Origin of the sequence: Pararoseomonas baculiformis (genome assembly GCF_017813395.1) — a bacterium.
GTDB lineage: Bacteria > Pseudomonadota > Alphaproteobacteria > Acetobacterales > Acetobacteraceae > Roseomonas > Roseomonas baculiformis.
This window is the reverse complement of record NZ_JAGIZB010000004.1, coordinates 120,437-140,725: the sequence shown is the minus strand read 5'-3', so window position 1 is coordinate 140,725 and position 20,289 is coordinate 120,437. Positions and strand designations below refer to the sequence as shown.

The 20,289-nt window shown below is 70.4% G+C and carries 18 protein-coding genes; 9 read left to right on the top strand and 9 right to left on the bottom strand.

From position 1 onward, the window contains the following. Window positions 1–2: 2 nt before the first annotated feature. Together J8J14_RS05515 and J8J14_RS05510 are read right to left on the bottom strand one after the other, a co-directional pair. On the bottom strand, window positions 3–1,079 hold the full coding sequence (locus J8J14_RS05515; protein WP_209378460.1) for an SPL family radical SAM protein: 1,077 nt from the start codon (window positions 1,077–1,079) through the stop codon (window positions 3–5). Beyond that, the gene (locus J8J14_RS05510) at window positions 1,069–2,133 is read right to left on the bottom strand and encodes a spore photoproduct lyase family protein (protein ID WP_209378459.1); all 1,065 of its coding nucleotides are present in this window, start codon (window positions 2,131–2,133) and stop codon (window positions 1,069–1,071) included. The genes J8J14_RS05515 and J8J14_RS05510 overlap by 11 nt, the downstream gene beginning before the upstream one ends. A 95-nt stretch (window positions 2,134–2,228) precedes the next feature. Here J8J14_RS05510 and J8J14_RS05505 point away from each other — a divergent pair, with 95 nt between their 5' ends. The 3 genes from J8J14_RS05505 to J8J14_RS05495 all read left to right on the top strand — a co-directional run bounded on the left by J8J14_RS05505 (window position 2,229) and on the right by J8J14_RS05495 (window position 4,603). After that, entirely contained in the window at window positions 2,229–3,071 is an 843-nt protein-coding gene (locus J8J14_RS05505; protein WP_209378458.1) for an ABC transporter permease, read from the top strand. A 32-nt stretch (window positions 3,072–3,103) separates the two neighbouring features. Next, the gene (locus tag J8J14_RS05500; protein WP_209378457.1) at window positions 3,104–3,730 is read left to right on the top strand and encodes a histidine phosphatase family protein; all 627 of its coding nucleotides are present in this window, start codon (window positions 3,104–3,106) and stop codon (window positions 3,728–3,730) included. Window positions 3,731–3,805: 75 nt separating this feature from the next. Next, window positions 3,806–4,603: a lipid-binding SYLF domain-containing protein gene (locus J8J14_RS05495; protein WP_209378456.1), complete on the top strand. Its 798-nt coding sequence runs from the start codon at window positions 3,806–3,808 to the stop codon at window positions 4,601–4,603. Between the two features lie 100 nt (window positions 4,604–4,703). On the opposite strand, the gene ggt is transcribed toward J8J14_RS05495, so the two are convergent. Together ggt and J8J14_RS05485 are read right to left on the bottom strand one after the other, a co-directional pair. Continuing rightward, window positions 4,704–6,335, bottom strand: coding sequence for a gamma-glutamyltransferase (gene ggt, locus J8J14_RS05490; protein WP_245215434.1), 1,632 nt, complete (start codon window positions 6,333–6,335; stop codon window positions 4,704–4,706). 67 nt (window positions 6,336–6,402) lie between these two features. Continuing rightward, window positions 6,403–7,602 (bottom strand): MFS transporter, encoded by a 1,200-nt coding sequence (locus tag J8J14_RS05485; RefSeq protein ID WP_209378455.1) that lies wholly within the window; start codon window positions 7,600–7,602, stop codon window positions 6,403–6,405. A 180-nt stretch (window positions 7,603–7,782) separates the two neighbouring features. Between J8J14_RS05485 and J8J14_RS05480 the strand changes: the two genes are divergently transcribed. Both J8J14_RS05480 and J8J14_RS05475 read left to right on the top strand, forming a co-directional pair. Then, entirely contained in the window at window positions 7,783–8,517 is a 735-nt protein-coding gene (locus J8J14_RS05480; protein ID WP_209378454.1) for an SDR family NAD(P)-dependent oxidoreductase, read from the top strand. Window positions 8,518–8,686: 169 nt separating this feature from the next. Continuing rightward, window positions 8,687–11,479 (top strand): sensor domain-containing protein, encoded by a 2,793-nt coding sequence (locus J8J14_RS05475; protein WP_209378453.1) that lies wholly within the window; start codon window positions 8,687–8,689, stop codon window positions 11,477–11,479. 37 nt (window positions 11,480–11,516) lie between these two features. Here J8J14_RS05475 and J8J14_RS05470 read toward each other — a convergent pair whose 3' ends face one another. Together J8J14_RS05470 and J8J14_RS05465 are read right to left on the bottom strand one after the other, a co-directional pair. Further along, entirely contained in the window at window positions 11,517–12,155 is a 639-nt protein-coding gene (locus J8J14_RS05470; protein WP_209378452.1) for a VOC family protein, read from the bottom strand. After that, window positions 12,155–13,000 carry an NUDIX hydrolase gene (locus J8J14_RS05465; RefSeq protein WP_209378451.1) on the bottom strand — a complete coding sequence of 282 codons (846 nt, stop codon included), beginning with the start codon at window positions 12,998–13,000 and terminating at the stop codon, window positions 12,155–12,157. The genes J8J14_RS05470 and J8J14_RS05465 overlap by 1 nt, the downstream gene beginning before the upstream one ends. A 198-nt stretch (window positions 13,001–13,198) precedes the next feature. Between J8J14_RS05465 and J8J14_RS05460 the strand changes: the two genes are divergently transcribed. The 4 genes from J8J14_RS05460 to J8J14_RS05445 all read left to right on the top strand — a co-directional run bounded on the left by J8J14_RS05460 (window position 13,199) and on the right by J8J14_RS05445 (window position 16,748). Further along, on the top strand, window positions 13,199–15,121 hold the full coding sequence (locus tag J8J14_RS05460; protein ID WP_342452397.1) for an ABCB family ABC transporter ATP-binding protein/permease: 1,923 nt from the start codon (window positions 13,199–13,201) through the stop codon (window positions 15,119–15,121). Between the two features lie 37 nt (window positions 15,122–15,158). After that, complete coding sequence (locus tag J8J14_RS05455; protein ID WP_209378449.1) at window positions 15,159–15,425, top strand: hypothetical protein; 267 nt, start codon at window positions 15,159–15,161, stop codon at window positions 15,423–15,425. A gap of 123 nt (window positions 15,426–15,548) precedes the next feature. Beyond that, window positions 15,549–15,845: a 50S ribosomal protein L28 gene (gene rpmB, locus J8J14_RS05450; RefSeq protein WP_209378577.1), complete on the top strand. Its 297-nt coding sequence runs from the start codon at window positions 15,549–15,551 to the stop codon at window positions 15,843–15,845. A 141-nt stretch (window positions 15,846–15,986) separates the two neighbouring features. Next, on the top strand, window positions 15,987–16,748 hold the full coding sequence (locus tag J8J14_RS05445; protein WP_209378448.1) for a sensor histidine kinase: 762 nt from the start codon (window positions 15,987–15,989) through the stop codon (window positions 16,746–16,748). Here J8J14_RS05445 and J8J14_RS05440 read toward each other — a convergent pair. The 3 genes from J8J14_RS05440 to J8J14_RS05430 are packed head-to-tail and all read right to left on the bottom strand — an operon-like array spanning window position 16,733 to window position 20,281. Next, window positions 16,733–17,707 (bottom strand): esterase-like activity of phytase family protein, encoded by a 975-nt coding sequence (locus J8J14_RS05440; RefSeq protein WP_209378447.1) that lies wholly within the window; start codon window positions 17,705–17,707, stop codon window positions 16,733–16,735. The two genes, J8J14_RS05445 and J8J14_RS05440, sit on opposite strands and share 16 nt — an antisense overlap. 52 nt (window positions 17,708–17,759) lie before the next feature. After that, window positions 17,760–19,637, bottom strand: coding sequence for a cobaltochelatase subunit CobT (cobT, locus tag J8J14_RS05435; RefSeq protein ID WP_209378446.1), 1,878 nt, complete (start codon window positions 19,635–19,637; stop codon window positions 17,760–17,762). Then, window positions 19,634–20,281 carry a glutathione S-transferase family protein gene (locus J8J14_RS05430; protein ID WP_209378445.1) on the bottom strand — a complete coding sequence of 216 codons (648 nt, stop codon included), beginning with the start codon at window positions 20,279–20,281 and terminating at the stop codon, window positions 19,634–19,636. Before J8J14_RS05430 ends, cobT begins: the two co-directional genes overlap by 4 nt. Between the last annotated feature and the right edge of the window lie 8 nt (window positions 20,282–20,289).

The following is a 20,289-nucleotide window of genomic DNA, read 5'->3' as shown; positions in this document are numbered from 1 at the left end:
CCTCAGGTGAAGTAGAGCACGCGCGCCCCTGGCAGGTGGCGCGCGACGCTCGCCTCCAGTTCCCGCCGCAGCTCGCCCATCAGCTCGCGCGGGAACACATATTTCACCGAGCCGAACTTCGTGGTTTTCCGCGTGCGCAGGGCCGGGTCCATCTCCAGCGTGCTGCCGGGATACCAGCCCTGCAGCACCTCCCGCGAGCCCTCGGTGAAGCGGTGGGTGATCAGTTCCACGGTCAGGTCGGGATCGGGGGCGCCCTCCAGCGCCGCGGCACAATCCGACAGCAGGGCGTCATAGGCCTCGCGCCAGCCGGGCAGGTTGAGGATGGGCGCGACGGTCAGGCCGATGCGGTATCCGGCCATGGCGGCCTTCCGCATGGCCCGGAGCCGGTTCGGCATCCGCGGCGCCCCGCCCTCGAAGCGCTCCGCCTCGCGTGCGTTGACGGAGAAGCGGATGCGCGTGCGGCGCCCATGCGGCAGGGCGAGCAACGGGCCCACGGCATCGTATTTGGTGGTGAAGCGCAGCTGCGCCTCCGCTTCCCAATCGCCGAAGAAGCGGATGGTCTCGGCCAGGCTGCCGGTGATGTGCTCGATGCCCAGGGGATCGGTGTAGCAGGAGGCCTCGAAGGTCGTGCCCTCGGCCGCGCGGGCGGCGTTGCGGGAGGTGACCTGCCCCTGGCCGAGCAGCGGCGGCAGCGCCGGCAGGATTTCCGGCAGGTTGGCGTAGGCGCGGATGATGGGCGGGCCGGCAAGCGATCCCGCGAGGTAGCAATAGCTGCAATGGGCCGGGCATCCCTCGGCCAGGTCGAAGCGCCAGTCCGCGCTGGGCGGGATGGGCTGGGGCCTGCGGCGGCTGGGGGAGGCGACGACCACGGCCATGGTGGTCTTCGCGTCCCGGTAATTGTCGGGCAGGCCCGTCAGCCGGTCCGCCTTGAGCCGGACGATCTCGCTGCCCAGCGCCGCCGCGCGCTCCGCCATCGCCGCCCCTTGCGGCCAGGAGAGGGCGGAGGGGGTGATCAGCAGGCGCTTCGGCTTCCAGGCCGGATGGAGGCGTGCGGAGGCCTCCAGCTGGTCAGAAGGCATAGCGCACGCGGCAATAGGGCATGCGGGCCGCCAGCAATTCCTTGAACCGCTGCAGCCAGCGGCCCTTCCATCCCGTGCGGTAGCGCAGGTTCACGCCGCCGGCCTCGGAGACCTTTTCCTCCTGAATGTCCGGCCGCCAGAGCAGCTCCTCGGCCTTCGGGTGCCAGGCGAGGTTGATCTCGTGCAGGTCCTGGTTGTGGGTCAGCATGATGACCTCGGCCGCCAGCTGCTCCTTCACGGCGGCGGGCAGGACATCGTCCAGCTCCTCGAACAGCGCGCCCCATTCCGCCTCCCATCCCTCGCGCAGCACGACCGGGGAGAAGTTCAGATGCACCTCGTAGCCCGCGCGATGCAGCTCGGGGATGATGGCGATGCGCTCAGCCATGGGAGAGGTGCGGACATCCAGCAGCTTCCCCATCGCGGGCGGCATCAGGGACATGCGGATGCGCGTGCGTCCCCGCGGGTCATAGTCCAGCAGGTCCCGGTTCACCCATTTGGTGGCGAAGCTGCCTTTCGCGTTGGGCAAGGTCCGGAACAGGGCGACGAGGTCGCGCACATTGTCAGAGATCATCGCATCGACGGAGAGATCGCCATTCTCCCCGAGGTCATAGACCCAGTCGCGCGGGTCCACCTGGTTCGGCTCCGCCTTGGGGCCCAGCTTCGCGGCGTGCCGGGCCGTGGCGGCCAGGATCTCCTCAATGTTGACGAAGACGCTGATCGGGTTCGAATGCCCCTTCCGCCGGGCCACGTAGCAGTAGGCGCAGGCCATGGCGCAGCCATTGGAGGAGGAGGGCGCGATGAAATCCGCGCTGCGCCCGTTGGGCCGGAAGGCCAGGCCCTTCTTCACGCCAAGGACGAGGGATTCCCGCTTGGCGCGCAGGTAGTCGCCCGGGTCGCCCTCCCGCAATTCCGGGATCCGCCAATGGGAGGCGACGGGGATGCGCTCGGCTTCCGGGAACCGGGCCAGGATGTCCCGCCCGCGCGCATGGGCCTCCACGGCGGGTTCCAGGTAGATGCGGGCGATGTCCAGCAGGGCAGGCGGGGGTGGGGTCATGTCCGCGGAAGATATGGGGTGTCCCGCCAGGGCCGACAGGTGGCGGGGCGGGGCGCCGCGGCTATGTTGCGCGGGAGCCAGGAAGGAGAGCTGGAATGATCGGCGCGGCGAAGCGTGATCCTGCCGGGCATTCCCCGGCGCTGGCCTCGGCCCGGCGGATCTGGGGGATGATGTACCGCCATCTCGCCCTGTTCCGCCGGTCCTGGCCGCGCGTGCTGGAGCTCATGTACTGGCCGGTGCTGCAGATGATCGTGTGGGGCTTCGTCACCGCCTATCTCGCCGGGGTGCAGCAGAACACGACCAGCCTGGCGGCGGGCGCCCTGCTGGGCGGCGTGCTGCTGTGGGAGGTGGCGCTGCGGAGCCAGATGGGCTTCGCCATCTCGTTCCTTGAGGAAATCTGGTCCCGCAACCTGGGCCATGTCTTCGTTTCGCCGCTGCGGCCATGGGAACTCGTGGCCGCCCTGGTGGGCATGGGCGCGATCCGCATGCTCACCGGCGTGCTGCCCGCCATCGCGCTGGCCTGGTTCCTCTATGGTTTCGCCCTCTTCTCCCTCGGCCCCGTGGTGGTGCTGTTCTTCGCGGCGCTGATGATGATGGGCTGGGCCGTGGCCCTGGGCGTGACCAGCCTGATCCTGCGCCACGGTGCCGGGGCGGAGCCGCTGGCCTGGTCCGTGCTGTTCGGGCTGACCCCCTTCGCGGCCGTGTTCTACCCGGTTTCCGTCCTGCCCGGCTGGCTCCAGCCCCTCGCGCTTGCCACCCCTGCCGCCCATGTTTTCGAGGGGATGCGGGCCGCCTTGCTGGAGGGGCGGATCGCCTGGGGCCATCTGGGCGCGGCCTTCGCGCTGGACCTGCTCTGGCTGGGCGCCATGGCGCTGCTCTTCATGCGCCAGTTCCGGCGGGCGCGCGAAAGCGGCGCCCTGCTCACCATCGGGGAATAGGCAGGGCCGGGCCCCGCGGGATAAGAGCCCCCATGACGGAAACGACCCGAATCTTCCTCATCCGCCACGCGCTGGTGGAGGCTTCCGCGCGGCTCACCGCCTATGGCGCGATGGATGTGGCCCTGTGCGAGGCGACGCTGGAGCGCGAGCGCCCCGCCCATGCCTGGCTGGCCGGGCGCCTGCCCCCGGCGGCCCGCTGGTACTGCACCCCGCTGGCCCGCACCCGGGCCACCGCCATGGCGATTTTCGCCGCGGGCTATCCGGCGCAGGAACCAACCGACCTGCCGCATTTCGTGGAGCAGCACCTGGGCGAGTGGCAGGGGCTGACCCATGAGGAGTTCACCGCCGTGCTGCGGGACCCGCCCCACCCCTTCTGGAACCATGGCGCCGATGAGCGCCCGCCGGGTGGGGAAAGCCTTTCCGATGTGGTGGAGCGGGTAGGCCCCACGCTGGAGGCGGTGGCTGATGAGAACCGGGGCGGGGATGCCGTGATCATCGCCCATGGCGGCTCGATCCGGGCCGCCCTGGCCCATGCCTGCAATCTCACGCCCTATCAGGCTCTTCAGTTCAGCGTGAAGAATCTCTCCCTCACGCGGCTGGAACGGGAAAATGGCCATTGGCGCGTGGGCGCGGTGAATGAGGAGCCGCCCCAGGGCTGACGGGCCGGCGCCCTGGCCTCGCCACGATCAAGCCGCTAGTCTCCCGGCAGAGCAAGGGGTTGGGGGAAGAACTTCATGCGACGCAGGATGATCGCGCTGGCCGCTCTGGCTGCCCTGGCCTTGGGCGCCCAGCCGCGCACGGCGCTGGCGCAGACCGAGCAGACGCTGGTGGACCGGGCCGCGCTGACCGTCGGGGAAATGCTGGGCAGCGGCGACCCGAATGTGTTGCGGGACGCCACGCAGATGCTGGCCCAGTCGCGGGCGGTGATCATCTGCCCCCGCATCTTCCGCGCGGGCTTCCTCTTCGGTGGCCAGGGCGGCGACTGCGTGCTGATGGCGCGGGACGGCGCGGGCTCCTGGTCCTCCCCGGCCTTCTACACCATCGGCTCGGCCAGCTTCGGCCTGCAGATCGGGGTGCAGGACATGCAGGTGATGATGATGGTCCTGACCGATAAGGGCCTGGGCGCGGTGATGGACAGCCAGATCAAGATCGGCGCCGATGCCGCCATCGCCCTGGCCACCATCGGCGGCGGCATCGCGGGCGCCACCACCGCCGCGGTGGGCGCGGATATCGTCAGCTATGCCCGCACCCGCGGCCTCTATGCCGGCATCTCGCTGGAGGGGTCGCTCCTCTCCAGCCGCAGCGACTTCAACACCGGCTATTACGGCCGCCCCCTGGGCACCCGGCAGATCGTGATCGACATGCAGGCGCATAACCCCGCGGCCGATCCGCTCCGGGCAGCGCTGATGCGCTTCAGCGCTCCGGGCGGTGGCATGGCGCCCTCGCCCATGGCGGCGGCGCCGGCCGGGCCGGGGCAGATGCAGATCCAGCCGGCGCCCACCGGGGGCGTGATGCGGGAGACGCTGCGGTAGGGGAGAAAGGCCGGGGAGAAGCCATTCTCCCCGAACCCCTTTTTGTTTTGCTTTCTTCTTCCGGGTTTGGGGGGCGCCGAGACCTGTGGCGCCCTGCCTTTCAGACGCCCGCGGCGTAGCCGTCGCGCTGCGGGTCGGCGCCGCCCTCGATGGCGCCATCCCACATCGTGATCCCGTGCACGGCGGCGAAGGGATAGCTGGTGGGGTTGCGGCGGACCTCGTAGCCCATTCCCTCCACTGCCTTCTGCACGCTGCGCGGGATACGGTTGGAGATGTCGATCGCGTCGCTCGTGCTGGAGAAGCGTGGCGCCATCACGGCTTCCTGCATCGTCATGCCCCAGTCGATGACGTTCAGCAGCACCTGCAGGATGGCAACGCCGATCCAGGCCCCGCCCGGCGCGCCCAGCGTCGCCACGGGCTTTTCGCCATCGAAGACGATCGTCGGCGCCATGGTGGAGAAGCGGCGCTTGCCCGGCGCGATGGAGCCGGCGCGGCCGGGGCGCGGGTCGTAGTTGTTCATGCCGCCATTCAGCATGAAGCCCGTGCCCGGCGGGATGACGCCGGAGGGAAGGCCCAGCGTATGGGTCAGCGTCACCACCATCCCATCCGCATCCACGCAGGACACGGTGGTGGTGTGCTTGGCATCCGCCCCGAGGCGCGGCAGCGAGACCTTCTCGCCCGCGCGGATGCCGGCGGCGCATGCCTCGGCATAGGAATCGGAAAGCAGCATCTCGATCGGCGGCGGGATGAAATCGGGGTCGCCGATATGGCGGTCCTTGTCCCGCATGGAGGTTCGCATGGCCTCCGACACCACGCGGATATATTCGGGCGCGTTGTGGCCGAGCGAGACGAGATCGAAGCGTTCCAGGATGCGCAGCATTTCGGCGATCACGATGCCGCCCGCGGGCGGGGGCGGCACGGCGATGCCGTGGCCGCGGTAATCCACCCGCAGCGGCTGGCGCCATTGCGGCATGAAGTCCCGCAGGTCCTCGGCGGAGAGCAGCCCGTCCTGCGCCTGCATGTCGGCCAGGATCCGGCGGGACAGCGCGCCGGTGTAGAAGGTCTCCGCCCCCTCGCGCGCCACCAGCCGCAGGGTCTCGGCCAGGTCGGGGTTGTGGATCGTCTGGCCCAGGCGCTTGGGTGCGCCATCGGCGCCCATGTAGATGCGCCGGCCATCCTCGGTGAAGCCGAGCTTCGCGGCATAGGAGAGGCGGCCATAGGCCTTCTCGTCCAGGTGGAACATGGTCGCGACATGCGGGCGAACCAGCCAGCCTTGCTCCGCGAAGCCGATGGCCGGGGCGAAGAGGCTGCTCCATTCGGCGCGGCCGAAGCGCTCATGCGCCATGCCGAAGACCCGCAGGATGCCGGGGGTGGTGACGGCGCGGTGGCCGATCTCGTTCACATGGTCCCGCACGACATAGCCGAAGCCATCCGGGCATTCGCCGAGATAGCGGTCCGCCCACATGTCCTCGCGGCAGGCCTTCGGCGCGGCCGAGAGACCATCCAGGATCACCTGCTCGCCCGTGCGCGGGTCCAGAACATGCAGCACGCCCAGGCCGCCGATGCCGCACATCATCGGGTCCACCACGCCCTGGGCGAGGGCGCAGGCCAGCACGGCATCCAGCGCGTTTCCGCCCGCGCGCAGAATGGCCTCGCCAGCCTCCACCGCCTCGGGCTGGGGCGCGACGATCATGGCGCGGGGGTGGGGCAGGCGGCGGGATGGTCTGGGCATGGCGACTCCTCTGGCAGGGAATCTTGCCGCCTTTCCTGCCCCGCGTCGCCCCTTCGCCGCCCCGCTGTCAGGCCGGGAGGGCCCGTAGCCGAGCGGCGGGGGAGGCGAGGATGACGGCAAGCTGGGCCAGGAAGCCGCAGGCCGAGGCGAGCAGGCAGGCCTCCACCCCGTATCGGGCGGCGAGCAGGGCGCCGGCGGCGGCGCCGAGCGGCCGCGCGCCGAAGGTCGCGGTCATCACCGTGGCGGAAACCCGGCCGAGCAGGGCGGCGGGCGTGACCGCCTGGCGGAGCGTTGTGGTGTGGATGGTCCAGAGCACCGGCCCCGCCCCGAACAGGAACAGAGCCACCCCTGCCAGCACCGGGGAGGGAAGGGCGGCCGTGCCCAGCATCAGCAGCGCGGCCAGGGCGGCGGCGCTGGGACCCACGGTGATCAGGGCACCAAGGGACCAGGAAGCGGAGAGCCGCGGCGCCGCCAGGGCGCCCGCTACCATCCCCGCGCCATAGAGGCCGAGCGTGATCCCGACGCCTGTGGCCGAGAGCCCGAGATTTCCCACGGCATGCACGACATAGCCCGCCTGCAGGATGAACCAGGCCGTGTTGAACAGGATGGCCGTCGCCAGGATCGGCCGCAGCAGCGCGTGGCCGAGCACGAAGGCGATTCCCTCCCGCAGCTCGCCGATCGGGTGCCGCGATGCAGCCGGGATGCGGCCCGGCTCCGCCAGCCCGATCAGCAGGCCAGCCGAGAGAAGGGAGAGCCCGATTGCCACGCCATAGGCCGGCCCCGCGCCCACCCAGCCGATCAGGCTTCCGCCCAGGGCGGGGCCGGCCGCGAAGGCGAGGCTGCGCCCCAGTTCCAGCCCGCGATTTGCGCGGGCCAGCGCCTCCCGCGGGACCAGTCTCGGCAGCAGGGCCGGCGCCGCGACCCCCTGCGCCACGGTGCCCGCCGCGCCGAGGAAGCCCAGCGCGGCCAGGGCCGCCAGCTCCAGCCGCCCATTCATGGCCAGGAGGAGGATGCCGAGCAGCGACAGGGCCCGCAGTGCCTCGGCCCCGATCATCAGGCCCAGCCGGGAATGGCGATCCGCCAGAAGCCCGGCGGGCAGGGCGAGGATGAGGAAGGGCAGGGTTTGTGCCGCCTGCAGCCAGCCTGTCTCGGCCGCGCCGGCGCCGAGCGTCAGCACCGCGAGCAGCGGGGCCGCCGCCAGGGCCAGTTGCTCGGAAAGCTGCGCCGCAAGATTGGACAGGACGAGGCGGCGAAAGGGATTCGGCATGGCGGGGTTCCGGGATGTCTCCGGCAGCGTTCCGGATAGGCTGCCGGCCCGCCTCCCGCCGGTTGCGGCGCAATGCCCCTCGCTTGCGCCGCTCCACCTGCTCACGGCATGTGATGCCTCGCGCAGCGGACCCGAGGCCATGACCCAGCACGCCATCCTCACCGAACGGAGCCCTGGCCGATGAGCGCCCGCATCATGCTCCTGACCGGCGCGAGCCGGGGCATCGGCCATGCCACGGTGAAGCGCTTCCAGGAGGAGGGGTGGCGCATCCTCACCGTCTCCCGCCAGCCTTTCTCGGAGGAGTGCCGCTGGCCCGGCGCGCGCTGGGGCCATATCCAGGCGGACCTTTCCGACCCGGTGCAGGTGCAGGACATGATCCGGGAGGTACGCGCGCGGCTGCCCGACAGCCAGCTGCATGCTCTGGTGAACAACGCCGGCATCTCCCCCAAGGGCGCGGAGGGCCAGCGGCTGGGCGCTCTGGACACGGACCACGCGCTCTGGAGCTATGTGTTCAACGTCAACCTCTTCTCCACCGCCGCCCTGGCGCGTGGTCTCTTTCCCGAGCTGCGGGCGGGTGGCGGCAGTATTGTGAACGTCACCTCGATCGTGGGCTCGCGCGTCCATCCCTTCGCCGGGGCGGCCTATGCCTGCTCGAAGGCCGCGGCGGCGGCGTTGACGCGGGAACTGGCCCATGAATTCGGGGCCCATGGTGTGCGGGTGAATGCCATCGCCCCGGGCGAGATCGACACGGCCATCCTGTCCCCGGGAACGGAGGATATCGTGGAACGCCAGATTCCCATGCGCCGGCTGGGGCGGGCGGAGGAGGTCGCGGAGACGATCCTGTTCCTCTGCTCCGCCGCCTCATCCTACGTGAATGGCGCAGAGATCCACATCAATGGTGGACAGCATGTTTGATGCGGTTGCGGATTAACCGGCGACATGGCGTAAAGTTATACAATCAAGAGTTGCAAGGGTGCTCTCGTAAACTTTATGTGTTGGTCCGGTTCATCTTATCCGGGCAACAATGGTGCATCCCCTGTTGAATGCCGGCCCGGCCTCCCCAGACCCAGGGACGGCGGAGTATATGGCAGCACTGGTCTCCAGCACGCCGGAGATACCTGGAATTGGCTTCTGCCTGCTTGACCGGGATCTGCGGGTGATCCAGGCGAGCCGCCGGATTCCCGAAATCACCGGCCAGTCCTTTCCCGCGCTGTGCGGAAAGCCCCTGCCCGACCTGCTCCCGTCACTCCAGGGCCGTCTTGCGCCCTGGCTGCGCCAGATGATCCAGGATGGCCGGCCCGGCCGGCTGGAGGTGGAGGGGCATGAGCTCGGAGCACCCAGCGCCGGCCGCAGCTTCCGCCTCTGTGCTGAGCCGATGCAGGCCGATGGCGCCGGGATCACGATCTTCTTCCGCGACATCACCGAGGAGCGGGCATTCGGCGCCGCGCTCGCCGAGCGCGAGGCCGCCTTCCGGCGGCTGTTCCACGCCAATCCGGCCCCGATGTGGGTCTATGACCGCGAGACCCTCCGCTTTCTTGAGGTGAACGACGCGGCGCAGAAGGTCTATGGCTGGACCAGGGAAGTCATGCTCGGCATGACCATCCTCGACATCCGGCCGGCGGATGAGCGGGAGCGGGTGCGCCGCTCCGCCCTCGAGGCCAGATCGGCCCGGAAGGTCTCCGGACCCTGGCGGCACCTGGACGCGATGGGGCGCGAGCGCCTCGTGGACGCGGTTTCCTATCTGCTGGACTTCAACGGCCGCCCGGGCGTGCTCGTCACGGCCTGGGACGTGACAGACCGGGTGAAGGTCGAGCTGGCCCTGCGGGAGAGCGAGGAGAATTTCCGGTGGGCCGTGGAGCTCAGCCCGCAGATCCCCTGGATCGCCGATGCGGATGGGCGCCTCATCTCCATCAGTCCTCGCTGGGTGCAGCTCACCGGTATGCCCATGGACCAGACCCTGGCCATGGGATGGCTGGATGCCATCCATCCCGAGGACATGCCGCGCATGCAGGCCGCCTGGCGGCGCGCCTTCACCTTCGGGGAGCCGCTGGATGTGGAAACACGCTTCTGCCTCTCCGATGGCGGCTTCCGCTGGTTCCGCTCGCGCGCGGCGCCGCGGCATGACTCCGGCGGCGGCATCATCCGCTGGTACGGCACGGATGAGGACATCCATGAGCGCAAGCTGGCCGAACAGGCGCTGCGCGAAAGCGAGGTGTTTGCCCGCAGCGTGATCGAGAGCAGCATGGACTGCGTGAAGGTGCTCGATCTCGAGGGGCGCCTGATCTTCATGAACCGGTCCGGGCTGGACCTGATGGAGATCGCCGATTTCGGCGCGGTGCGGGGCTGTGCCTGGCCTGGCCTGCTGCCCGATGAGGCCCGCGCCCTGACGGCCCGCGCCGTCGAGGCGGCCCGCGCCGGGGAGGTGAGCCATTTCAACATGACCTGCACCACCAGCACCGGGAAGCCGAAATGGTGGGACGTGATGGTTTCCCCGATCCGCGATGCCGATGGGAAGGTCGTACGGATCCTGGCCATCTCCCGTGATGTGACGGAAATGCGGGCGGCGGAGAAGAAGATCTCCTATCTCGCCTATCACGACCCGCTCACGGACCTGCCCAATCGCCGGCGCTTCCATCAGCGCCTCGATGAAGTCCTGGCGGAGCTGCGGCCTGGGGAGCACCTGGCGCTGCACTGCATCGACCTGGATGGCTTCAAGATCATCAACGACACGCTCGGCCATCCGGTCGGCGACGCGCTGCTGCAGCAGGCCGCGCAGCGGCTCCGCGCCTGCGTGGGGGATCAGGACTTCGTGGCCCGCACGGGCGGGGACGAGTTCGCCGTCATCCAGTGCGGGCTGGAGGCGCCCGCCGATGCCGCCGCCCTGGCACAGCGGATCGTCGCGGCGCTGAACGAGGATTACGGGTTCGAGGGGCGGCCGGTGCATGCCAGCAGCAGCGTCGGCCTGGCCATCTGCCCCGAGGATGGACTCTCCTCTGACGAGCTGGTGCGGAACGCGGACATCGCCCTTTCCCGGGCCAAGGCGGATGGCCGGGCCGTGTACCGCTTCTTCGAGCGGCGCATGGACGAGGCGGTGCGCCGCAAGCAGGAGCTGAAGCTGGGACTGCGCCTGGCCTGCGAGCGCGATGAGCTGGAACTGCGCTTCCAGCCCTTCGTCAGCATCGAGCATGGGCATGTGACCGGCTTCGAGGCACTGATGCGCTGGCGCCACCCGACGCTGGGCATGGTTTCCCCGGCCGAGTTCATCCCGGTGGCGGAGGAAAGCGGGCTGATCACCCGGATGGGCGAATGGGCCCTGCGCGCGGCCTGCCGGGAGGCGAGCCGCTGGCCGGAGGGGCTCCGCGTGGCGGTCAATCTCTCGCCGGTGCAGTTCCGCAAGCCCGGGCTGGTGCGCGCCGTGACGGTGGCGCTGGAGGAGTCCGGCCTGGCGCCCGGGCGGCTGGAACTGGAGATCACGGAATCGGTCCTGCTCGGGGAGGAGGAGGCGAATCTGCAGATCCTGCAGGAGCTGCGCGCCCTTGGCCTGCGGATCGCGCTGGATGATTTCGGAACGGGCTTCTCCTCCCTCGGCTACCTGCTCCGCTTTCCCTTCGACAAGATCAAGATCGACCGCGCCTTCGTGCAGGGCCTGCCCGACCGGGAGGATGCGAAGGCCATTGTCAGCGCGATTGCCCGGATGGGGCAGGGCCTCGGCATCTCCATCACCGCCGAGGGGGTGGAGACGGCGGGGCAATATGCCTCCTTGAAGCTCAAGGGCTGCAACGAGGCGCAAGGCTTCCTCTTCAGCCCGCCCGTCCCGGCGCAGGAGGTCGGGGGGCTGCTGGAGCGGCTGCGCGCGTCCGGCGAATTGGCGGCCTGAAGGCGCGGCCCCGGCCGCGCTCGGGCCGGCCAGGGCGTCAGCCGATCTCCTTCGGCCCTTCCGGGGTGCCGATCACGGCGCGGAGGCGGGTCTCCGCGCCTTCCCGGATGTCGGGAAGCCGGCCGAGGCCCAGCCCGGTGAGCAGGTCCCGCAAGCCGGCGGGATCGGGATGCTCGATGACGAAGCGCTCCAGCCGGGCGCCCAGATCGGGCATGGCCGGAGCCGGGCAGCCCCGCTCACCCCAGTCGATCACGCAGGGTGCCGCGCCACCGGCGGGCAGGGCACCGTCGGGCCGCACGCCGAAACGCCAGCGCCGGTCCCCGCGCGACACCCACATGGCCTCGCCGAACAGGCCGCCCTGTGCCGCCAGCAGTGCCTCAAGATTTCGGCCACGCGCCACCCAGGCCCTGAGGCGCCGCCCCGCATCCCATTCCGCCCGCACCGCCGCGGCGTCATCCAGCCCGAACCATCGGGCATGGGTGGGGGCAGGGGCGGAGGGATCCACGGCGATCACCTCCAGGAAGGCGCCGTCGCCCAGGCGTAGCAGGTGGTTATGCGTGCCCATTTCCGGGTGCGCACCGCCATAGGGCATCGCGATTCCCAGGCTGGCCCGCACATGCTCCACACCCTCGGCCAGGCTTGGGGCGATGAGGACGAGATGGTCGAGTTCCAGCATCACACGAGCTGGTCCAGCCCGGCCCGCAGGGAGCCATCCGGGTCCTCCAGCAGCCCTTCGCGGATGAAGAGGTCGATCAGCACGAGGTTCACGTTGAACTTCACGCTCTCCGTGTCCCGCACCACCTCCAGCACGCGCTCGATGGGCCAGAGCTCGAAGCGCTCCACCTCGTCGTCATTGGGCCGGGGCTCAACCCCCTCGGGCATGTCGAGGTCGAAGACATGGAGCAGGTCCCGCCGCATCCCCTCATCGGTCCGCATGATGTAGGAAACGCGGCCGGCGGGCCGTGCCTTCAGCGCCAGCTCGGCCGGAAGGGAGGCCTCCTCCTCAGCCTCCTTGGCCAGGCAGCGCTCCGGGGTCATCCCGGCCGGGATGCCGCCCGCCACCACATTGTCCAGCTGGCCCGGCGCCACCGCCTTGTCCTTCGCGCGCCAGCCCACCCAGAGATGCAGCCCGTCCGGGCGGCGCACCAGGCCATTCACATGCACGCCCTGGCTCATGATGCCCATGGCCGGCAGCACGCCCCGGTCCACCGTGGCCAGGACGGGGCCGGCCGCATGGGCGCGCACGTCGAACTCCTCCCCCCGGATGCGGCCGAAGCCGGCCTTGGCCAGGGTGCGGGCGATCTCGGCCATGGCGGTGGTCCGCGCGGCGGCGCCGCGGATCCCGGCGGCGAGCGAGACGCCATCCGGCCCGAAATGCACGCTCTTGGGCAGGAAGGTTAGGGCACGGGCCGCATCCGGTTCCAGCCATCCCACCTGATCATCCCCGACCCGGAAGGGCAGGTATCCGGCGGGGGAGGGGATGTTGTTGCAGGCGGCGATATGGCGGGCGAAGGGATTCATGGACCCATCCTGCCCTGAGGCGGGGCGCGCGGCATCCCCGCCATGCTTCACCATGGCTGGCGCGGGCAGGGGTTAGGCCCCATCTCTTCCCGCAACGGCCGCCCCGCCCCGGGGCGGCACCCCCATACCGGACCCGCCCCGGCGCCGGCCTCCTGGCCGTCCGCACCCGGCCGCGCGGCCCGCCTCCGGAGTTCCCGCGTGCCTCCCGCACAGTCCAGTCCCCAAGCCGAAAGCCCCGCGCCCCGCGGCACATTCGACACGCTCCGCAGCCTCGCCCCCTATCTCTGGCCGAAGGGGGAAAGGGGGCTGCGGGCCCGCGTCGTCATCGCCCTCCTGCTCCTGGTGGCGGCGAAAATCGCCAATATCCTTGTGCCCATGGCCTATGCGCGGGCCGTGGATGCGCTCACTCCCCATGTCGGCGCGCAGGCCGGCACGGCCGCCGCGATTCTGACCGTGCCGGTCGCGCTGGTGGTGGGCTACGGGCTGCTGCGAATCGCCTCCTCCGCCTTCGGGGAGCTGCGGGACGCGGTCTTCACCAAGGTGCAGGCCCGGGCGGGCCGGCGGATCGCGCTGCAGGTCTTCACCCACCTGCATGCCCTCTCACTGCGTTTCCACCTGGACCGGCAGACAGGCGGCCTCTCCCGCGTGATCGAGCGGGGGACGCGGGGGATCAACTTCGTCCTCGACTTCATGCTGTTCAACATCATCCCGACCATCATCGAGATCCTGCTGGTGGCGGCGATCCTCTGGGGGATGTTCAGCTTCTCCTTCGCGGCGGTGACGCTGGGCACCATCGCCCTCTATGTCACCTTCACCCTGATGTTCACCAACTGGCGCCTCCGCTTCCGCCGCCAGATGAACGAGACGGACCAGGAGGCGAACACCAAGGCCATCGACAGCCTGCTGAACTACGAGACGGTCAAGTATTTCGGGAACGAACGGCATGAGGAGCGGCGCTACGACGCCTCCCTCGCGCGCTATGAGCGGGCCTATACCCAGTCCGAGGTATCGCTGAACTTCCTGAACATGGGGCAGGCGGCGATCATCGCCATCGGCCTGACGGTGGTGATGCTGATGGCGGCGCGGGGCGTTGCGAATGGCAGCATGACGGTCGGCGACTTCGTGCTGGTGAACACCTATCTCATCCAGCTCTACCTGCCGCTGAACTTCCTGGGCTTCGTCTATCGCGAGATGAAGCAGGGGCTGGTGGACATGGAAGCTATGTTCACCCTGATGCGCGAGGCGCGCGAGGTGGCCGACAGGCCCGGCGCCCCCGCCCTGCCGGCCGGCCCCGGCGCGGTGCGCTTCGAGAATGTGCGCTTCGGCTACGGGCGGAACCGCGAGATCCTGCACGGCATCAGCTTCGAGGTGCCGCCCGGGAAGATGCTGGCCATCGTCGGGCCGACCGGTGCGGGCAAGTCCACCATTTCCCGCCTGATGTTCCGCTTCTACGACGTGTGGGACGGGCGGGTGGTGATCGACGGCGCCGATCTGCGCGACGTGACGCAGGAGAGCGTGCGCGCGGCCATCGGCGTGGTGCCGCAGGACACGGTGCTGTTCAACGACACCATTGCCTACAACATCGCCTATGGCCGCCCCGACGCCACCGAGGAGGAGGTGATCCAGGCCGCGAAGCTGGCCCAGGTGCATGACTTCGTCATGCGGCTGCCCGATGGCTACAAGACCCGGGTGGGCGAGCGCGGGCTGAAGCTTTCGGGCGGCGAGAAGCAGCGCGTGGCCATCGCCCGGACCATCCTGAAGGACCCCCGCATCCTGATCCTGGACGAGGCGACCAGCGCGCTGGACACCCGGACCGAGCAGGAGATCCAGTCCGCCCTGCGTGGCGTGGCGCGGGGCCGGACGACGCTGGTGATCGCCCACCGCCTCTCCACCGTGGTGGAGGCGGACGAGATCATCGTGCTGTCCGAGGGCCGGATCGCCGAGCGCGGCAGCCATGCCGCGCTGGTGGCGGCCGAGGGCATCTATGCCGGCATGTGGCGGCGCCAGGCCCAGGCTGTGGCGCTGGCCGAGGCCGCCGCGGCGGCGCGGGAGGGCGAATCCCCGTCCCTGCCTCTGGACAGCTCTGCATCCATGGGGTCTTCCGCTCCCGCCACGGCCTGACCATCTGGACGTAACATTTGACAAGGAGGCCCCGGGAATGTCCCTGGACCCGCAAGGCATGGCCCCGGAAGACCTGAGCCATGCCGGCTCGGTGACCGACAAGGCCATCGAATACATGATCGAGCAGGGCATCGCCCCGATCTCGATCGCTTCCGCCCTGCTGGGCGGCGCGCTGGGGCTGATGGCCCGGACCATGGAGGACAAGGCGATCGCCCGTGTCCTCCGCAGCGCGCTGATGTCCGTTGAGAGCGGCGAGCTGCAGGAGATGCGCCAGCAGGGCGCAGCGCAGCCCCCGGCGAGCTGAGGCGCCTTCCGGCTTGACTCTTGGGGCCCACGCCTCCATACGCCGCCCTTCCTATCAGACCACCACCCGTGCCCCGTGCGGTCTCGCATGGCCGCGCGGCCGAACCACCCAGGGGTTTCCACCATGTCCCGCCGCTGCGGCATCACCGGCAAGGGCGTCCTGACGGGCAACAACGTCAGCCACGCCAACAACAAGACCCGCCGGCGCTTCCTGCCGAACCTCCAGCAGACGTCCTTCTTCTCGGACGTGCTCGGCACCTCCATCCAGCTTCGCCTTTCCACCCGCGGCATCCGCACCGTGGAGCATAATGGCGGCCTGGACTCCTTCCTGCTCGGCACGCCCGACCGCGCCCTGACCGTCGAGGCAAAGGTCCTGAAGCGCCGCATCGAGAAGGCGCAGGCGAAGAAGGCGGCGGCCTGAGCCCCTTTCCCGCCCTTCCAGGGTGAGTTCCGGCGGCGCGAGGAGATCTCTCCTCGCGCCGTTGTCATGTCCGGCACTTGGCGGGGGCGGGGGCGGGGTCGTTCATCATTCCGCAGGGGCACCGCTGGCAGGGTGCGGCGCATGGAGACCCTGCTCCCCGTCCTTGCCCTGTCCTGCATCCCGCTTGCCCTGGCCGCCTGGCACCTTCTGGGGCGCAGCCGAAGGCTGGAGGGACGCCTTCTCCATGCCGAGCTGCGCCTTGCGACCCAGGCCCGCTCGCTCGGCCTCCTCGTCCGGGAACTGGAGGCGCCGGGGCTGAGCCTGCTCGGCCTGGCAGCCCGGCTTCCGCCGGAGGTGGCGCCAGGGGTGGAGACAGAGGGCCGGCGCCTTCTGGTCCTGGCCGATGAGTTGGCGGACCACGGGGTGGCGCAGCCGCAAACCCGCTGCCTGAAGGAAGCACGCCTCCCCCTCGGCCCCTTGTTGGGGGAGGCTGTGGAGGCGATGACCCTGTCCATGGGCGAGGGCGCGCGGCACTGGCGTGTGTGCCCGGAAGCCGAAGCGCTGGTGCTGATGGCGGATCGCCGTGCCCTGGGCCGCGTGCTCGCCCAGGCCCTGGGCCGGGCCGCGCTCGAAACCCGGGCGGGGGACCGGATCACCCTTCGCCTCGTTCGCGCCGCCGAGACCGTGGCGCTGGTGATCGAGGACGAAGGGGCCGGCCTGCCCGGCGGCGACCTGGCGGGCGGGGAGGGCACGCGGGGCCTTTCCTTCGGCCTCTCCGCCGCGCGGGAACTGATGCGCGCCCATGGTGGGGAACTGACCCTGGAAGCCGCGCCCGGGATCGGGGCACGCACCTGGCTGACCCTGCCGCGCGCGCGGGTGCTGGAGGATCAGCCCATCGCCTGATCCGCCCAGCCCAGCACCATCAGCAGGCTGCGCTGGAAGGGCATGTCGTTGTCGTCCGAGACAATGGCCACCAGGGGGCGGCCATCATGCAGGAAGGCGCTGATTCCCTCCCAGTTATCCGTTGGAAGCGGCGGCGCCAGCTCTGCGACGAGCTGGCCTTCCAGCAGGTCCGGCGCAGTGCCGATCGGGGGAATCCGCTTGATGCGGGCCGAGAACCAGTCGCCGTTGAATGGATGGAAGCGCCGTTCGAGCACCAGGGCACCCCCATCGGGCAAGGGGCAGAGGTCGCTCGGGTCATAGCCTGGGCTGGTGCGGTAGTTCAGGCGATGCCAGCGGCCGGGGCGGCCGATCCAGCTGGTCCGCAACGTCGCATCCATGCCGATGCGGTGCCCCTCGGAAATCATGAGCCAGCACCCGTCCGGCAGCACGCCCAGGGACTCCAGCCCCGCATTATAGGGCTGGCGGCGGATGGCCTCGGGCGCATCCACCGGGCGGGCGGGGCCATCGATGTCCTGGTAGCGCCAGATCCGGTGGAGGCGTTCGAAGCCGACCAGCCAGGAGCCATCCGGCAAGGCGGCCAGGCATTCGGCATCGCCCAGGGCACCGCGGGGCAGGCTGCGCCCGGCCGGGTCGCGCAGCGGGCCGCTGCTCGGGTTTTCCAGCCGGAGGGGCGCGCCATCGGCGGCGAGGACCAGGCGTGCCCTGGCCCAGTTCCCGCGATCGCAGACGGCCGTGAGGGTGAGGTCCGCGCCGACATGCAGGCCGGAAAGGCTATGCGTGCCGAGCTGCTGCGTGTTGATGGAGAGCACGCCAAGCGGGCGCAGCGCCATGTCCCGCACGGCGCCGCCCAGCGGTTCGGTGCGGCTGAGCGCCCCGGCGGGCGAATGGCAGGAGGTGGCGCCCAGAAGCGCCGCCATGGCCGCGCGCCGCCCCAGCTGGCGGCGCCTCAGCCCCGCCATGCCGGGTTCCGTTCCGGGTTCCGTCGCGGGCCGGGAGGCATGGCCCCCGGCGTCACACCATCACCGGCGCCCGCTCCGCGGCCGCGCGCTGCCAGGCGGCCGCCGCATCCTCGTCGAACAGCTCCGCCAGCTTCTTCATCATCGTCCCGCCGAGCTCCTCGGCATCCACGATGGTGACGGCGCGCCGGTAGTAGCGGGTCACGTCATGGCCGATGCCGATGGCGATCAGCTCCACGATGTCGCGGCCCTCGATGTCGTGGATCACCTTGCGCAGGTGCCGCTCGAGGTAGTTGCCGGGGTTCACGGAGAGGGTGCTGTCATCCACCGGTGCACCATCCGAGATGACCATGAGGATGCGGCGCTTCTCCGGGCGGGAGAGGAGGCGCTTATAGGCCCATTCCAGCGCCTCGCCGTCGATGTTCTCCTTCAGGAGACCCTCGCGCAGCATCAGGCCCAGGTTCTTGCGGGCCCGCCGCCAGGGCGCATCGGCAGCCTTGTAGACGACATGGCGCAGATCGTTCAGGCGGCCCGGATTGCGGGGCTTGCCGTCCTGCACCCAGCGCTCCCGGCTCTGGCCGCCCTTCCAGGCGCGGGTGGTGAAGCCCAGGATCTCCACCTTCACCGCGCAGCGCTCCAGCGTGCGGGCGAGGATGTCACAGCACATGGCCGCCACGGTGATGGGGCGGCCGCGCATGGAGCCGGAATTGTCGATCAGCAGCGTCACGACCGTGTCGCGGAAATCCGCCTCGCGCTCGCGCTTGTAGGTCAGCGAATGGGTGGGGGAGGCGACGATCCGGGCGAGGCGGGCGACGTCGAGCAGCCCCTCCTCAAGGTCGAACTCCCAGGCGCGCTGCTGCTGGGCGAGCAGGCGGCGCTGGAGGCGGTTGGCGAGCTTGGAGACGACGCCCTGGAGATGGGAGAGCTGCTGGTCGAGCTGCTGGCGCAGGCGGGCCAGCTCCTCCGCATCGCAGAGATCGTCGGCCCCGACCTCCTCGTCGAACTGGCGGATATAGGCGCGGTAGGCGGAGGCATCATCCGTGACCGGAACCTCCTTGCGCTGCTGCGGGCCGCCCGGGCGATCCTCGCCCTCGGCGGCGGCGCCGTCATCCTCGTCGTCCTCGCCGGATTCCTCCTCGCCCGCCTCGCCCTGCGTCTGTTCGGGCTGGGCGCCCATCTGGCTCTCGGCTTCCTGAGGCTTGCTCTCGCCCTCGCCCTGGTTGTCCTGGGCGCCGGAGGTTTCGCTGCCCTCGTCCTCCTGGTCCTGGGATTCCTCGGACTCGGCCTCCGTCTCGGCCTCGGCAAGGTCGAGCGCGGCCAGGAGCTTGCGGGCGGCGCGGCCGAAGGCGTCCTGGTCCTCGGCATGGTTGGCCATCTCGGCCAGGGCGTCATCGGCGCGGGGCCCGAGCGTATCCCGCCAGAGATCGAGCACGCGCTGCGCGGCCGGGGGCACGGCCTCTCCGGTGAGCTTCTCCCGCGCCAGCAGGGACAGCGCCGCGGTCAGCGGCAGCTGGTCCTTGCGGGTCATGCGGTCATAACCCTCCGCCTCGGCCTGCTCGTTGTGGCGGGCGCGGAGATTGGCGGCGACGCCGGCCATGTGGCGGCCACCCACAGCTTCCACCCGGGCCTGCTCCAGCGCGTCGAACACCTCCCGCGCCTCTCGGCGGCCGGGGGTGCGGGCGGCATGGGTCGCCTCGTCATGGTGCCGCAGCTTCAGGGCCACGGAATCGGCGGCGCCGCGCAGCTTGGCCATCTCGGCCGGCGGCAGGGCGCGGGTGGGCAGGGGAAGGCGGGCGCGCTTGCCGGCCAGGCCGGAGGGGCCTGGCTGGAAGGCCACCTGCACCTCGCTGGATCGCGCCATGGCGCGAATGGCGCCGGCGGTGGCGCGCTTGAACTCCTCCTGCCGGGTGGTGTCCTTGTTGCTGCCGCTCATGATGCTTGCCGCTGGGGGGCGGCTCCCTTGCGTATGGCGGCCTGCCTCGCGGGGCGGGCCTCGATAGCGTCGAGGTAGCGGGCGATGACCGGGCCGGGCTGGAGCATTCCCCATTCCACGACCCAGGCGAGCAGCCCGCCGAGGAGGATATCGGCGGCGGTGAACTGGTTCCCGACCAGCCATGGCCCGGTCGTGAGCGCGGCTTCGGCGCGCAGGACGGTATCGGGGAAGCCGGGCCAGCCCAGCGCACGGGCGGGGGCGGGCTTGGCGCGGGGGAAGGCCATGTCCGCCATGGCCGGTTCCATCACGCCCGGCGCATAGGCCATCCAGAAAGCATAGGCGGCGCGGGCCGGGGAACCGATTGGCGGAGCCAGGCGCGCCTCGGGCAGCGCATCCGCGACATAGGCGGCGATGGCGGCGGCCTCGGTCACCACCACGCCGTTCCAGTCGCCTTCCGGTCCGCGATCCACCAGGGCGGGGAGCTTCCCGGCCGGGTTGACCGCCAGATACTCCGCGGTCCTGTTCGTGGCGGCCTCGAGGCTGTGCCAGGACAGTTCGTAACCCGCCCCCGCCTCCTCCAGCAGCCAGAGGCTGCCAAAGGAGCGGGACTTCGGCGCGTGATGCAGCAGGAAGCGCGCCGCCATGGGGCGGA

Coding starts and splice junctions, on each gene's coding strand:
- J8J14_RS05515 (WP_209378460.1), bottom strand. CDS start 1,079: ATGCCTTCTGACCAGCTGGAGGCCTCCGCACGCCTCCATCCGGCCTGG.
- J8J14_RS05510 (WP_209378459.1), bottom strand. CDS start 2,133: ATGACCCCACCCCCGCCTGCCCTGCTGGACATCGCCCGCATCTACCTG.
- J8J14_RS05505 (WP_209378458.1), top strand. CDS start 2,229: ATGATCGGCGCGGCGAAGCGTGATCCTGCCGGGCATTCCCCGGCGCTG.
- J8J14_RS05500 (WP_209378457.1), top strand. CDS start 3,104: ATGACGGAAACGACCCGAATCTTCCTCATCCGCCACGCGCTGGTGGAG.
- J8J14_RS05495 (WP_209378456.1), top strand. CDS start 3,806: ATGCGACGCAGGATGATCGCGCTGGCCGCTCTGGCTGCCCTGGCCTTG.
- ggt (WP_245215434.1), bottom strand. CDS start 6,335: ATGCCCAGACCATCCCGCCGCCTGCCCCACCCCCGCGCCATGATCGTC.
- J8J14_RS05485 (WP_209378455.1), bottom strand. CDS start 7,602: ATGCCGAATCCCTTTCGCCGCCTCGTCCTGTCCAATCTTGCGGCGCAG.
- J8J14_RS05480 (WP_209378454.1), top strand. CDS start 7,783: ATGAGCGCCCGCATCATGCTCCTGACCGGCGCGAGCCGGGGCATCGGC.
- J8J14_RS05475 (WP_209378453.1), top strand. CDS start 8,687: ATGGCAGCACTGGTCTCCAGCACGCCGGAGATACCTGGAATTGGCTTC.
- J8J14_RS05470 (WP_209378452.1), bottom strand. CDS start 12,155: ATGCTGGAACTCGACCATCTCGTCCTCATCGCCCCAAGCCTGGCCGAG.
- J8J14_RS05465 (WP_209378451.1), bottom strand. CDS start 13,000: ATGAATCCCTTCGCCCGCCATATCGCCGCCTGCAACAACATCCCCTCC.
- J8J14_RS05455 (WP_209378449.1), top strand. CDS start 15,159: ATGTCCCTGGACCCGCAAGGCATGGCCCCGGAAGACCTGAGCCATGCC.
- rpmB (WP_209378577.1), top strand. CDS start 15,549: ATGTCCCGCCGCTGCGGCATCACCGGCAAGGGCGTCCTGACGGGCAAC.
- J8J14_RS05445 (WP_209378448.1), top strand. CDS start 15,987: ATGGAGACCCTGCTCCCCGTCCTTGCCCTGTCCTGCATCCCGCTTGCC.
- J8J14_RS05440 (WP_209378447.1), bottom strand. CDS start 17,707: ATGGCGGGGCTGAGGCGCCGCCAGCTGGGGCGGCGCGCGGCCATGGCG.
- cobT (WP_209378446.1), bottom strand. CDS start 19,637: ATGAGCGGCAGCAACAAGGACACCACCCGGCAGGAGGAGTTCAAGCGC.
- J8J14_RS05430 (WP_209378445.1), bottom strand. CDS start 20,281: ATGGCGGCGCGCTTCCTGCTGCATCACGCGCCGAAGTCCCGCTCCTTT.